Raw genomic sequence first — 13,403 nt, 5'->3', positions numbered from 1 at the left:
GGATTGGGGATTCGTAAAAGCGGAGTAGGAACGGTCGAGAGGTGTCCGGGCGCAGGGAAAGGAGCGCTATTGCGAATCCCCAATCCCCACTCCCGATTCACAGCTCTTCAACCACCACGTTGCGATTGGTATAGATACAGATATCGCCGGCGATATTGATTGCTTCAACGGCAATCGTCTTGGCATCCAGTTCGGTATGCGCCAGCAGCGCGCGTGCGGCCGACAGGGCGTAAGAACCGCCGGAACCGATGGCGATGATGCCGTCTTCCGGCTCGATCACATCACCGGTGCCGCTGATGATCAGCGAAGTCTCCTTGTCGGCCACCGCAAGCAACGCTTCGAGCTTGCCGAGGCGGCGCTCGGTGCGCCAGTCCTTGGCCAGTTCCACCGCGGCGCGGGTCAGCTGACCGTGCTTGTCGAGCTTGGCTTCGAACAGTTCGAACAGGGTGAAGGCATCGGCGGCCGCGCCGGCAAAGCCCGCCAGCACCTGACCTTCGCGGCCGAGCCGGCGCACCTTGCGCGCGTTGCCCTTCATGACCGTATGGCCGAGCGTGACTTGACCATCGCCCGCGACGGCGACATGCCCACCACGCCGAACCGAAATGATGGTGGTGGCGTGAACGATGTTGGGGTTCTGGCTGGGATCCATGGGTCCTCCGGGGGTTTCCAAAGAGGTGGGGACGCCCCTGCCGGGTTCAAGCGCGCTGCGACGAAGCGACGCGGGCACGCGACACAGAGAAGCGTCGCGACACGGCGATCGACTGCCTCAACAGGACGCGCGCCGCACTCACTCCGAAAGCAGACAGTGAGGCCATGCCAACGCGCTAGCCACCTAGCCCCTCTCCAGAACGCGCCCGCCGCCGCTAATGGACGGCTCGCCGCTGCATTAGCCAGATCAGGTCCATCAGCCAATCATGCAGCGATGTCGCTGACATCACACACCCCAGCGCTTACTCAGTCGCTTTCTTACGCTTCGCACGCGGATGCGCGGCGTCGTAGACCTTGGCCAGGTGCTGGAAATCCAGATGCGTGTAGATCTGCGTGGTGGCGATGTCCGAATGCCCGAGCAACTCCTGCACACCGCGCAGATCACCCGACGATTCCAGGATGTGGCTGGCGAAACTATGCCGCAGCATATGCGGGTGCACGTCCTTGAACATGCCCTGGCGCACCGCCAGTTGCTTGATGCGGATCTGCACCGCGCGTTGCGAAATCGCACCGCCCGCGCGCCCTGGGAAGACATGCGTGTCCGCGCGGCCGCCGCTGTCGCGCTGCCACGCGCGCAATGCAGCAATCGCATGCGAACCTACCGGCACCAGCCGCTGCTTGCCGCCCTTGCCCAGCACCATCACCAATGCGCTGGCCAGATCCAGGTCGCGCCAACGCAATGCGCAGAGTTCGCTCAGGCGCAGCCCGGACGAATAGAACAGCTCCAGCAGCGCACGGTCGCGCAGGCCCAGCGGCGCATCGGTGGGAACTTCGACCAGCCGCACCGCCTCGTCGGCGTCGAGCACCTGCGGCAACTTGCGCGGCGCCTTGGGCGCGCGCAACGCCGCCGCCGGGCTGGCCGCGATGCGGCCATGCTTGAGCAACCACGCGTAATAACTGCGGCAGGCGGACAAGCGCCGCTGCAGGCTCTTGGCCGACAGGCCGCGCCGATGCTCGGCCGCCACGAACTGCCGCAACTGCGCGCTATCCAGCTGTGCAACCTCCACGGTTGCGCCGTCGCCGTGCTGCTCGGCCGCCCAGCCCAGCAAGGCCGCAAGATCGCGCCGGTAGGCATCCAGCGTATGTGCCGAGACCTGGCGTTCGACCTGCAGGTACGACAGGAAGGCATCCACCGACGACGACACTTCAGCCACCCCGTTGCCGCGCCATCGACGCTGCGTTGCGCCGCAACCGCAACGCAATGCGGCGCGCGACCGGCATCACGCGTCGAAACGCTGCAGCGCCACGCCGAGCGACTCGCCCATCATGCGCAGGAACAACGTGCCCATACCGGGATAGAACCGGTTGGCATCGCTACTGCCGACAGCGATCAGGCCGATGCCCGGCAACGGCAGTAACGCCGTGGATTGCACCTCGCCCGCCTGGTCGGCATACAGCAGCGCATGCTTGTCGGCCTGCAGGCGGCCGCAGATCGGCTCGCCATCGCTCAGGCAATCGCGAAACGGGGCCAGCCGCGCATCGTCGGCGGCGATGACCTGCAGCCAGTCTGCCTCCAGCGCAGCAACCGGCTTGAGCAACACCAGCCGCACCAGTTCGCCGTTGAAATCTTCCGCCAGCGAGGCCGCCATTGCCTTGAGCGTGTCGGCTGCGCTGGTCTGGCGCATCAACGCCAGCGTCAACTGGTGCGTGCGTACCGCCAGCCGCTCGTTGATCTGCGCATTGCTGCCCAGCTCGTGCAGGCGTCGCGACAGCTCGCGGTTCTTGTCGCGCAGCACTTCCAGCTGATAGGTCGCCAGCGAGGCAGTGGGGCCGTCGTCGCGCGGCACCAGCAGGCTTACGGCCAGATCCGGGAACTGCTTGAGGAAGGTGGGATGACGACGCAACCACGTTGCGACCTCGTGCGCACCGAACTTGTCCGTGTTGTCGCTCATCAGTTCCATTCTCCATCGAAGACGAACACGGCCGGGCCGGACATCACCACCTCGTCCTGATCGCCGGGCCATCGAATGCGCAGCTCGCCGCCGGGCAGTGATACACGCACGTCGCGCTCCACGCGGCCGCGTTGCATCAGCACCACCGCCGCGGCACATGCCCCGCTTCCGCAGGCCAGTGTTTCGCCGACGCCGCGTTCGAATACGCGCAACCGCACATGCGTGGGGTCCACCACCTGCGCAAAGCCGACGTTGACCGAATCGGGGAAGGCAGCGTTCTGCTGCAACAAGCTGCCCAGGCGCTCCACCGGTGCGGCATCCACGCGCCCGACCTCCAGCACGGCGTGCGGATTGCCCATCGAAACCGCGCCAAAGCGCACCGTCTCGCCGTGCACCGGCAACGCATATTCCTCACGCGCATGTGCAAACCCTGCCAGGGGGATGCGGGTCGGCTCGAACTGCGGCACGCCCATGGCCACCGCGTAGGTGCCGGCATCCATGCGTTCGACCGCGTGCGCGGTGACCGGGCTGTCGATGACGAAGCGCTCGCCCTGGGCGGTGCCGTCACGCACCAGCCAGGCCGCGACGCAGCGCGCGCCGTTGCCGCATTGGCGCGCCGGCGAGCCATCGGAATTCCAGATGCCATAGGCCGCCACGGCGCCGTCGCTGCGCGGGGCCTCGATGGTCAGGATCTGGTCGCAGCCCACACCGAAATGCCGGTCGGCCAGCCGCGCCGCCAATGCGGCGTCCGGGGGTGGCGCCCCGTCGCGCAGATCCAGCACCACGAAATCGTTGCCGGCGCCATGCATCTTGGTGAAACGCAGACGCGCGCTGCGACCGTCAGCGCTCATTGCCGCTGCTAGCGGGCTGGTCGGTGGTGGGGGCGGGCGTGGGCTCGGTCTGCGCGGGCGCAGGTGCCGGCGTCGACTCATCCAGCGGTTGCGGCGCATCCGGCGGCTGCGGCACCGGCTGGGCTTCCACCGGCACCGGCTTCTGCGGCATCACCAGCGGGCCCTTGTTGCCGCAGGCGGCAAGCAGGACGAAGGTCGCACCAACCAGTGCGAGACGAACAGACGGTCGGGACATGATGCTCATGGACCGGAGTATAGCCAGAACACCCTGACTGCCGTGTGCGCTCACTGCGGCGCCGGCATCGCCCGCGGCGGCGGCTCCGGACGCAGCCATAACCAGATCGCCACCACCACCATGCTGCCGATCGACAGGCATTTCACCCAGAACACCGGCACGCACCACAGCATGATCCCGGCGCATACCGTCATGGTCAGCGTCGCCATCCACTTGGCCTTGCGGCTGACCGCGCGATAGGTCTGCCATTCCACGATCACCGGCCCGAAGCGGGGATGCGACAGCAACCACACATGCAGGCGCTCGGAGCCACGCGACGCCGCCCAGGCAGAGATCAGGATAAACACGGTGGTCGGCAACCCGGGCACGAAGATCCCGACGATGCCGGTGGCCAGGCTGGCGTAGGCCAGCAACCACCAGGCCCAGCGGAATCGGTTCGGTCGCGTCATGGCCAAATGATACGACCACAGCGGGCCACGGTGGTCTCTCCAGCGCAGCCAAGGCGCGCGTCCTGCCTGTCCCGACCCGAGGTGCCGGCGCATCGCATTGAATCGCGCCTGTCCTCGCGGCCACGCGGCCCTACGCGCGCCAGGCCGAGCGCTGGCAGCACTACCGTCACGCATGGCTGTTGCGCGTGCCTTGCCATGTTTCAGCACGCCACCTGACAGCGAGCGAGCATGGCAGCCGCGTGCGGCCGCGGGAGCGCCCTTGTCTGAGCGCTGCGAGCTAGGCAGAGTGCCCCGTGCGGAAAAGCGCAGGACGTCATCACGTCCAGCGACAGCGGCTCTGGTGAGGTGACCTTTGCCAAACACGGGTCACCCGCGCACGGCGCCCTTGACCACGCTTTATCTCAAGCCCTGCCTTCAAGGCTGGACTCACGACTTCAGACGGCGCGTGTCATCGCATCGCTGCAATGCCTTTGCGCAACCTTTCCCTCATCCGCCCTTCGGCCCCCTTATCCCGGCGGGAGAAGGAGGCATGCCGCAGTCTCAGTTGCGTCGTTTTGCCCCGCAGATCACTTCACGCCCAGCTGATCCAGCACGAACGCGTACGACTCGGCCAGTTCGCGGTAGCGCCGGAAACGCCCGGACTTGCCACCGTGCCCCGCCTCCATGTTGGTGCGGAACACGATCGGCTGCGTCCCGGTATTGTCATCGCGCAACTTCGCCACCCACTTGGCCGGCTCCCAGTACTGCACCTGCGAATCCCACAAGCCGGTGCCCACGAACAGCGCCGGGTACGCCTGCTTGCGCACGTTGTCGTACGGCGAGTACGACAGCATGTACTCGTAATAGTCCTTCGCTTCCGGGTTGCCCCACTCGTCATATTCGTTGGTAGTCAACGGGATGCTGGCATCGAGCATGGTGGTCACCACATCGACGAACGGCACCTGCGCCACCAGCACGCGATAGTCCTGCGGCGCCATGTTGGCCACCGCGCCCATCAACAGCCCACCGGCACTGCCGCCGGACGCCGCAACCCGGTCCTTGGCGGCATACCCCTGCGCCACCAGCCCGCGGGTGACGTCGATGAAATCGTTGAAGGTGTTCTTCTTGTGCAGCAACTTGCCATCGTCGTACCACTTGCGGCCCATCTCCTGGCCGCCACGGATATGCGCCAGCGCATACACCACGCCTCGATCTAGCAGGCTCACTGCAGGCAGATTGAACGCCGGGTCGGTGGACATGCCGTAGCTGCCGTAGGCGTACTGGAACAACGCAGCGGTACCGTCCTTCTTGAAGCCCTGCTTGTAGACCAGCGACACCGGCACCTTGACGCCGTCGCGCGCGGTCACCCAGACCCGCTCGGTGACGTATTTACCCGGGTCGTAGCCGATCACCGGCTGTTGCTTGAGCAGCTTGCGTTCGCCGGTCTGCGTATTGAGTTCGTAGGTGGTCGCCGGCGTGGTCAACGAGGTGTAGCTGTAGCGCAGCCACGCGGTGTCCGGCTCGGGATTGACCGACAGGCCCATCGAATATGCCGGCTCATCGGCCTTGACGTATTCATGGCTGCCATCGCGCTTGAGCAGGCGTACACGCTCCAGGCCGCCGGAGCGTTCTTCGATGGCGGTGAAGCCGTCGAACAACTCGAAGTTTTCGATATACACGCTCTCGTCGTGCGCCACCCAGTCGGTCCACTGCTGACGCGTGGTCGCGTCGGTCGGTGCAGTCACCAGCTTGAAGTTCTCGGCGCCATCGGCGTTGGTGCGGATCACCCAACGGCCATCGAAGTGTTCCGCGCTGTATTCCACATCGCGCTCGCGCTTGGCCAGCACCTTGAAGGTGTCCGGCTTGGCCGCCAATGCGTAACGCGTTTCGGAGGACACCGTGCTTTCCACGCCGATGGTGATGTACTTGTCGTCGCGGGTGCGGCCCACGCCCATGTAGAAGCTGTCGTCCTTTTCCTCGTAGACCAGCACATCGTCCTTGGCGGGAGTGCCCAGCACATGCTTCTTGACGCGGACGGTCAGCAGTGTGTCCGGGTCGTTTTCGACATAGAACACCGTCTTGTTGTCATCGGCCCACACCAGGTTGGCCGCAACGCCTTCCACGGTATCCGGATAGATCTCGCCGGTGTCCAGGTTCTTGAAACGGATCGTGTACTGACGGCGGCCGATCGCATCGTCCGCCCAGGCAAGAATGCGGTTGTCCTGGCTGACCTCCGCCTCGCCCACGCTGAAGTAGCCCTTGCCTTGCGCCATCTGATTGACGTCCAGCAGGATTTCTTCCGGCGCTTCCATGCTGCCCTTGCGGCGCGCCTGGATCGGGTAATCCTTGCCGGCCTCGAACCGGGTGTAATACCAATAACCACGCTCGCGATACGGCACGCTGGCATCATCCTGCTTGATGCGCCCAACGATCTCGCTGTAGAGCGCATCTTCCAGCGGCTTGAGTGGCGCCATCACCTTGTCGGTGTAGGCGTTCTCGGCGTTGAGGTAGGCCAGCATCGCCTTGTCCTGCCGCTTGTCGTCGCGCAGCCAGTAGTAGTCGTCGTTGCGGGTCGCACCGAACGGCGCCTTGACCACATGCGGGTGCCTGGCGACGTCTGGCGGCGTGGGGAGAGCGGCAAGTGCAGAGGATGCGGTTGTGGTCATCAGGCTGGCGATCAACAAGGTCAGGACAGGTTTCATCAGATTGGGGTCCGTCGGATGAACGCAATGCCATCCCAGCGCCCGAGTGTGGAAGAGCCCGTCGCCGGACGTCATGTGTCCTAGGTCATGCTGGCCTATCATCTTCGCAATGAACTCAACGCTTTCGCCCGCGGCCGGGTATAGCCGACGCAGCCAGGACATCGCCCCGTTCCATGTGATGTCGCTGCTGGCCCGCGCCAACACACTCGAACAGGCAGGTCACGATGTGATCCACCTGGAAATCGGCGAACCCGACTTCACCACCGCCGCGCCGATCGTGGCCGCCGGGCAGGCCGCGTTGGCCGCCGGGCATACCCGCTACACCGCCGCACGCGGGCTGCCCGCATTGCGCGAGGCGATTGCTGGGTTTTATGCGCAACGCTACGGCTGCACCGTCGACCCGGAACGCATCCTGGTCACCCCCGGCGGCTCCGGTGCGCTGCTGCTGGCCAGCAGCCTGCTGGTGGACCCCGGCAAGCACTGGTTGCTCGCCGACCCCGGCTACCCGTGCAACCGGCACTTCCTGCGCCTGGTCGAAGGTGCCGCGCAGCTGGTGCCTGTGGGGCCCGACAGCGACTACCAGCTCACCCCGGCTCTGGTGGACGCGTGCTGGAACACCGACAGCGTAGGTGCGCTGGTCGCCTCGCCGGCAAACCCCACCGGCAGCGTGCTGTCACACGATCAATTGGCCGCGTTGTCGCATGCCGTGCGTGCACATGGCGGGCATCTGGTGGTGGACGAGATCTACCATGGCCTGACCTATGGCCTGGACGCACACAGCGTGCTGGAAGTGGACGACAGCGCGTTTGTGCTGAACAGTTTTTCCAAGTACTTCGGCATGACCGGTTGGCGGCTGGGCTGGCTGATCGCGCCGCCCGACGCGGTGCCGGAACTGGAGAAACTCGCGCAGAATCTCTACATCAGCGCCTCCACCATTGCGCAGCACGCGGCGCTTGCGTGTTTCACCCCAGACAGCATCGCCATTTTCGAAGCGCGCCGCGCGCAGTTCCAGCAACGTCGCGACTACCTGCTGCCCGCCCTGCGCGAGCTAGGCTTCACGATCGCCGTCGAACCGCAAGGCGCGTTCTACCTCTACGCCGACATCAGCGGATTTTCAGACGATGCACAGGCGTTTTGCGCGCACTTCCTGGAAACCGAACATGTTGCGTTTACGCCAGGCATCGACTTCGGTTTCCACCGCGCCAACCAGCACGTACGCATCGCCTACACACAGAGCCTGCCACGCCTGGAGCAGGCGGTGGAGCGGATTGCGCGTGGGTTGAAGCATTTTTGATCACATGACGCGCGTTTCGCACGGCTCATCGCTGTAGCGGCATTCAGCCGCAACATCGCTCACTGCGGTCGATAAAAGCAGCTTTTTTCAGGCTCTGCGCTTTTACTTTTTGCGCTCAGGAACACCTCCTTCTGCGTGCGACCGTACCCTCATCCGCCCTTCGGGCACCTTCTCCCGGCGGGAGAAGGAAATAACAAAAAGCCCTGGACCACTCGGCCCAGGGCTTGGTTCAACGCAACACATAAAAAAGCAGATCAAGTTGAGGATTTGCTTCCAAGACCAACTCAGTCGGCCAACCGCTCCCACAGGAAGCTGTAGGCCAGCGCCGCCATATGCGCAGCCTGCGCGTTGTTGGCTGCGCCGCCGTGGCCGCCTTCGATGTTCTCGTAGTAGGTCACGTCCTTGCCGGCCTCGATCATCTTGGCCGCCATCTTGCGCGCGTGGCCCGGGTGCACGCGGTCATCGCGGGTGGAGGTGAGGAAGATCACCGGCGGGTAGGTCTTCTTCGCATCGAACAGGTGATACGGCGAGAAGGTCTGGATGAATTTCCAGTCGTCGGTATCCGGGTTGCCGTACTCGGCCATCCACGAGGCGCCGGCCAGCAGGTGGCTGTAGCGCTTCATGTCCAGCAGCGGCACCTGCACCACCACCGCACCGAACAGCTCCGGGTACTGGGTAAGCATGTTGCCGGTCATTAGGCCGCCGTTGCTGCCGCCCTGCACGCCCAGGTGCTTGGTGGAAGTGATCTTGCGCGCCACCAGGTCCTTGGCCACCGCGGCCATGTCTTCATAGGCCTTATGGCGGTTCTGCTTGAGCGCGGCCTGGTGCCAGCGCGGGCCGTATTCGCCGCCGCCGCGGATATTGGCCACCACGTAGACGCCCCCCTTTTCCAGCCAGGCGCGGCCCAGGCCACCGGAGTAATTGGGCGTCATCGAAATCTCGAAACCGCCATAGCCGTACAGCAACGTCGGCGTGCTGCCGTCGAGCTTGAGGTCCTTCGGGCGCACCAGGAAGTACGGCACGCGAGTGCCGTCCTTGCTGGTGGCGAAGTGCTGCTCGATGCTGTCCTTGCCGGCATCGAAGAACGTCGGCATGGTCTTGAGCGGTTGCGGCGCGCGGCCCACCTCGACCCACGACAAGGTGGTGGGCGTCAGGTAGTCGGTGACGGTCAGCCACAGCGCATCGCTGTCGTCGCTGTCCACCGCGCTGACATCCACCGTGCCGAACGCGGGCGCGCCGACGAAGGCGCTCTTCTTCCAGCCGTCCTGCAACGGGGTGACTACGCTCAGGCGGTTCTTGACGTCTTCCAGCACGTTCAACACCAGGTGCGATTTGGTCCACGCCACGCCGGCCAGCGAGGTGGTCTCGGTGGGTTCGAACAGCACATCGAAGCTGCGCTTGCCGGCCATGAAGTCGTCAAGGCGCGTGGCCAGCAGCGAGCCGGCCTTGTAGGTCTTGCCACCGACCGTCCACGGCTCGCGCAACTCCAGCGTCAGCCATTGCCGCTTGACCGCCTTGCTGGCCGAATTGGGCACGTCCACCTTGACCAGCTTGCCGTCGGCGCCCTTGAGATACAGCTCGTCGTTGTAGAAGGCCAGCGTGCGACTGACGAAATCGCGCTCGAAGCCGGGCGTGTCGTCGTGCATCGCCGCGATGTACATGTCGGTCGGCTTGCCTTCGTACACCACCGCCGCGGCGCTGAGCGGGGTGCCGCGCTTCCACTGCTTGGCGATGCGCGGGTAGCCGGAACTGGTCATGCTGCCGGCACCGAAATCGGTGAAGACATAGACCGTGTCGCGGTCGATCCAGCCCAGCCCGCCCTTGGACTCGGGACGGAAGAAGCCGTCCTTGACCCACTGCTTGCTGCCCAGGTCGAACTCGCGGGTGACATCGGCATCGGCGCCGCCGCGCGACAGCGCGATCAGGCAACGCTGGTACTCCGGGCGTAGGCAGTCGGCGCCGTGCCAGACCCAGTTCTCGCCCTCGGCCTTGTTGAGCGCGTCCAGGTCGAGCACCGTCTCCCACTTGGGCGCCGGCTTGCGGTATTCGTCCAGCGTGGTGCGCCGCCACAGGCCGCGCTCGTGCTGCTTGTCCTTCCAGAAATTGTAGTAGTACGCGCCGATCTTCTGCACGCCCGGGATCTTGGCGTCCGAATCCAGCACCTCGCGGATGCTGGTTTCCATCTGCTTGAACGCCGGCGTGGTGGCCAGGCGCGCTTCGGTCTTGGCGTTCTGGGCCTTGACCCAGTCCAGCGGTTTGGCGCCGGTGACATCTTCCAGCCAGGCGTAGGGGTCGTTGGACACAGCGGTTTCCTCTGCAGAGACGGCGCCAGCGGTGATCAGGCCGGCAACCAGGCAGATCGAGGCGAACTTGGGCATGTATTTTTCCGGAAAAACCAATGCCGCAAAACCTAGCACAGCGCCTCGCCGGCCCTCCCCTGCCGAAGGTCAGGCCGCGCGCGCCGGAGCCGCCGCCCGCGAAGCCACCCCCCGGCGCTGCGCCTGCGGGCCGCGTCGGCGCGGCGCGGCCCTTCGTGCCCCTGGACGCACCAGCGTCGGCAATGCGAACCGGTGCAGGCTCCACCAGGCCAGCATCGGCATGCCCACCAGCCACAGCGGCAGCCAGCCGATCCACTCGCTATATCCGCGCGCGGCCGGCCATACCAACACCAGCGCCAGGCCGGCCAGGGCGACCTGCCGGATCGGGCGCAACACGCGCGGGTCGGGGCGTTCGGAACGACGGGAAGAACGATGCGACATGGCGGCACTCCGTGGCAGAAGGGATCGGAACAGGCGTGCAGCATTGCCTGCGTCCATCTCACCGACTGCGACCTGGATACTGGGATCGCCGGGCGCTCGGACGGGTGCTGCGCGGGGCCTGGGCGGCGGCGGACGGTCGGCGCCGTTCGGCAGCGGCATGTGGCGATCGTGGGCGCGTTGAGTGGGCCGGCGGGATTCAGGGTCCGGGGTTCGAGTACTCGCGCGCTTGGGACAACGCCGTTCGCACCGCCCCTTCGCATTGCCGACATGCGGCAGCGCTGGCCTGTCAGCGAGAAGGTAGCCGGCGGCACCGATGCACGTTCAGTGCGCGATCGGCCAGCCAGCACGCCTGTCCAATGTCGCACCTCGCCACCGCAGCCCGATGTGCGGCCCCCTTCAACACGGCATGGGCACCATGCCGGTGTTCCAGCCATGCGCAGCAATGCCCTTGGCCGGACTGAACGGCACCCGCTGCGTACGCGTCACCCGCCGTTCGGGGTGCCAGCGGCTGCCGTTGGGCCGGTGGCGCGCGCCAGGCCCGACCGTTGACGCGAACTTGCCCCCTGCATGCGGTAGTGTGCTGCACCTACCGCCCCTTTGTGATGTTGCGATGCGCCTGACCGTTACGATCGCCCTCGCTTTCCTGCTCGTCCTCGGCCTGCCCGTGGCACATGCCAGGGACACGTCCACCACCGAGCCGGCGATCGATCTGTCCAAGATCATGGGTACCTGGTATGTGATTGCGCGCATGCCCAACGCGGTCGAGCGCGGCCACGTGACCAGTCGCGACGAATACACCCTGGTCGAAGACGGCAAGGTGGCGGTGCGCTATCTGTATCGCGAAGGCTTCAGCGAGCCGGAAAAGGAAGTCAACGCACGCGCGTCGGTGGATGCAGAGAGCGGCAATCGCGACTGGCGGGTGTGGTTCTACAAGGTGATCCCGGCCAAGCAGCGCATCCTGGAAATCGCACCGGATGGTTCCTGGATGCTGATCTCCTACCCCGGCCGCGACCTGGCCTGGATCTTCGCGCGCAAGCCGGACATGAGCCGCGACCAGTACCGCACCCTGGTCAACAAGATGCGCGACGACTATTCCATCTACACCGACAAACTCAAGCGGGTGCCGCAGCTGCGTGAACAGGTGGGACGCCTGGGCTTTGAAGTGCCGAACGAGCGCTAGGCCGGCTGCCGTTACGCTTCGGCAGCAAGCCTGTCTCTGTGGCAGCAAGTGATCGTCCACGCGCGTGGCGTGCACGCACAGTGGCGGAGGCACCGGTTACCGGCGCCGCGCGCGGGCGACCCGTCAGCAGCGTGCCTGCGTTGAAGAGATGGCCCGTGACCCTGGATGTCGCTAGCGGACCGCCCAATAGGTGCACAAGACGCGTGCGCAGATGCGGCCAGTCCGGCTCAGTCGTAGTTGCTCAATGCCAGCGACAGCAGCGCCTTGGCCTGCTCGCGCAATGAGATCGGCTCGACGATTTCTGCGTCCGAGCCGTAGTGCAGCACGTCCATCAGCAGTTCGCGCGAATTGCTGTATGGCAATCTGAGCTCGTAGCGGCCATCGGGCATGAAACGGCCCTGCTGCTTGGAATGCCAGTGCTCGTCGGCCACCCAGCGCGCAGCCTTGGCACTGAACACGATGGTCGCCCAGCCCTTGGGCGCACCCGAGAAGATGCCGTAACTGGCCGCGAGCTGCTCATCGAGCTCGCTGTCGGGCACATCGCGCGGCGCGGCATCGAGCAGGCGCGCGTGGTTGATGCGGTCCACCGCGAAGCTGCGCACGCCGTCGCGGCCGTGGTCCCAGGCATCCAGGTACCAGTTGTCGCGGTAATGGGTGATGCGCTGCGGCGACACGGTGCGCTTGGTCGACTCGTCGGTACTGCGCGCGCGGTAATCGAAGCTCAGCTGCTTGCGCTCCAGCACGCCGGAAGCCACCGTGCGGAAGCTGGCTTCGTCCAGCTTGCGGCCGCGGTGCGGAATTACCCGCACCCGATCCACCGGCCACTGCGATACACCCGCCTGGGCGGCCAGCAGGCCTTCGATGCGCTGCTGCAACGGCGCCAGCATCGAGGACAACACCCCGCCACCGGTGCGTGCGAGCAACTGCTGCGAGGCCAGCAGCGCGTGCAGCTCTTCCGAGCTCAGCCACAGGCCAGGCAGTTCGAACCGATCGCTCTCGCCGGACAGATACCGGAAGCCCGATTCGCCATCGCCTTCCACCGGCGCCATCAGCGCATCGCGCAGAAACGCCAGGTCGCGGTACACGGTGGCACGGGAACAGCTCAGCTCATCCTGCAGCCGCGCCACCGTGACCGGGTAGCGCGCCGATTTGAGCAAGCGATGCAGGGAGTTGATGCGTTCATAGCGGTCCATGCGCCGATTATGTCCGAGTCTTCGCGCGACGGGGTGAGCGTGGCACCTGTGCCGTGGTGCGGCGGGCGCCCGCGGGCGCGTGGTGTGCTGGAGGCGCTGCCGGCAGACGCGCCTTCTGGCGGCTGGCGTGCGAGCTTGGTGGCAGCGCGATCCAGCCATGG

General features: G+C 65.6%; 12 protein-coding genes. 2 read left to right on the top strand and 10 right to left on the bottom strand.

Annotated features, from left to right (window positions below; all coding sequences use genetic code 11):
- Positions 1-97: 97 nt before the first annotated feature.
- The 7 genes from hslV to ACCQ10_RS03485 form a co-directional block, all read right to left on the bottom strand.
- Entirely contained in the window at positions 98-649 is a 552-nt protein-coding gene (gene hslV, locus ACCQ10_RS03515) for an ATP-dependent protease subunit HslV (RefSeq protein ID WP_047697213.1), read from the bottom strand.
- A gap of 301 nt (positions 650-950) precedes the next feature.
- Positions 951-1,853: a tyrosine recombinase XerC gene (xerC, locus tag ACCQ10_RS03510; protein ID WP_372363042.1), complete on the bottom strand. Its 903-nt coding sequence runs from the start codon at positions 1,851-1,853 to the stop codon at positions 951-953.
- 75 nt (positions 1,854-1,928) lie between these two features.
- Positions 1,929-2,600: a DUF484 family protein gene (locus tag ACCQ10_RS03505; protein ID WP_047697298.1), complete on the bottom strand. Its 672-nt coding sequence runs from the start codon at positions 2,598-2,600 to the stop codon at positions 1,929-1,931.
- Positions 2,600-3,451 (bottom strand): diaminopimelate epimerase, encoded by an 852-nt coding sequence (gene dapF, locus ACCQ10_RS03500; RefSeq protein WP_039414843.1) that lies wholly within the window; start codon positions 3,449-3,451, stop codon positions 2,600-2,602. The genes ACCQ10_RS03505 and dapF overlap by 1 nt, the downstream gene beginning before the upstream one ends.
- The gene (gene lptM / locus ACCQ10_RS03495; protein WP_184442510.1) at positions 3,441-3,695 is read right to left on the bottom strand and encodes an LPS translocon maturation chaperone LptM; all 255 of its coding nucleotides are present in this window, start codon (positions 3,693-3,695) and stop codon (positions 3,441-3,443) included. Before lptM ends, dapF begins: the two co-directional genes overlap by 11 nt.
- Positions 3,696-3,736: 41 nt before the next feature.
- Entirely contained in the window at positions 3,737-4,135 is a 399-nt protein-coding gene (locus tag ACCQ10_RS03490) for a YbaN family protein (protein ID WP_372362238.1), read from the bottom strand.
- A 566-nt stretch (positions 4,136-4,701) separates the two neighbouring features.
- Positions 4,702-6,816: a S9 family peptidase gene (locus ACCQ10_RS03485; protein WP_372362237.1), complete on the bottom strand. Its 2,115-nt coding sequence runs from the start codon at positions 6,814-6,816 to the stop codon at positions 4,702-4,704.
- A 109-nt stretch (positions 6,817-6,925) separates the two neighbouring features.
- On the opposite strand from ACCQ10_RS03485, the gene ACCQ10_RS03480 reads away from it, so the two are divergent.
- Positions 6,926-8,110, top strand: coding sequence for a pyridoxal phosphate-dependent aminotransferase (locus ACCQ10_RS03480; RefSeq protein ID WP_372362236.1), 1,185 nt, complete (start codon positions 6,926-6,928; stop codon positions 8,108-8,110).
- Between the two features lie 284 nt (positions 8,111-8,394).
- On the opposite strand, the gene ACCQ10_RS03475 is transcribed toward ACCQ10_RS03480, so the two are convergent.
- Both ACCQ10_RS03475 and ACCQ10_RS03470 read right to left on the bottom strand, forming a co-directional pair.
- Positions 8,395-10,488 (bottom strand): prolyl oligopeptidase family serine peptidase, encoded by a 2,094-nt coding sequence (locus ACCQ10_RS03475; protein WP_372362235.1) that lies wholly within the window; start codon positions 10,486-10,488, stop codon positions 8,395-8,397.
- Positions 10,489-10,557: 69 nt separating this feature from the next.
- Positions 10,558-10,869, bottom strand: a complete 312-nt coding sequence (locus ACCQ10_RS03470) for a hypothetical protein (RefSeq protein WP_372362234.1) — start codon at positions 10,867-10,869, stop codon at positions 10,558-10,560.
- A gap of 610 nt (positions 10,870-11,479) precedes the next feature.
- On the opposite strand from ACCQ10_RS03470, the gene ACCQ10_RS03465 reads away from it, so the two are divergent.
- Positions 11,480-12,049, top strand: a complete 570-nt coding sequence (locus tag ACCQ10_RS03465) for a lipocalin family protein (protein WP_039415704.1) — start codon at positions 11,480-11,482, stop codon at positions 12,047-12,049.
- 227 nt (positions 12,050-12,276) lie between these two features.
- On the opposite strand, the gene ACCQ10_RS03460 is transcribed toward ACCQ10_RS03465, so the two are convergent.
- The gene (locus ACCQ10_RS03460) at positions 12,277-13,242 is read right to left on the bottom strand and encodes a helix-turn-helix transcriptional regulator (RefSeq protein ID WP_047697230.1); all 966 of its coding nucleotides are present in this window, start codon (positions 13,240-13,242) and stop codon (positions 12,277-12,279) included.
- Between the last annotated feature and the right edge of the window lie 161 nt (positions 13,243-13,403).

It is taken from the genome of Xanthomonas sp. NCPPB 1325 (assembly GCF_041477645.2).
Classification (GTDB): Bacteria; Pseudomonadota; Gammaproteobacteria; order Xanthomonadales; family Xanthomonadaceae; genus Xanthomonas; species Xanthomonas cannabis.
This window is presented reverse-complemented; position numbering and strand designations above follow the sequence as displayed.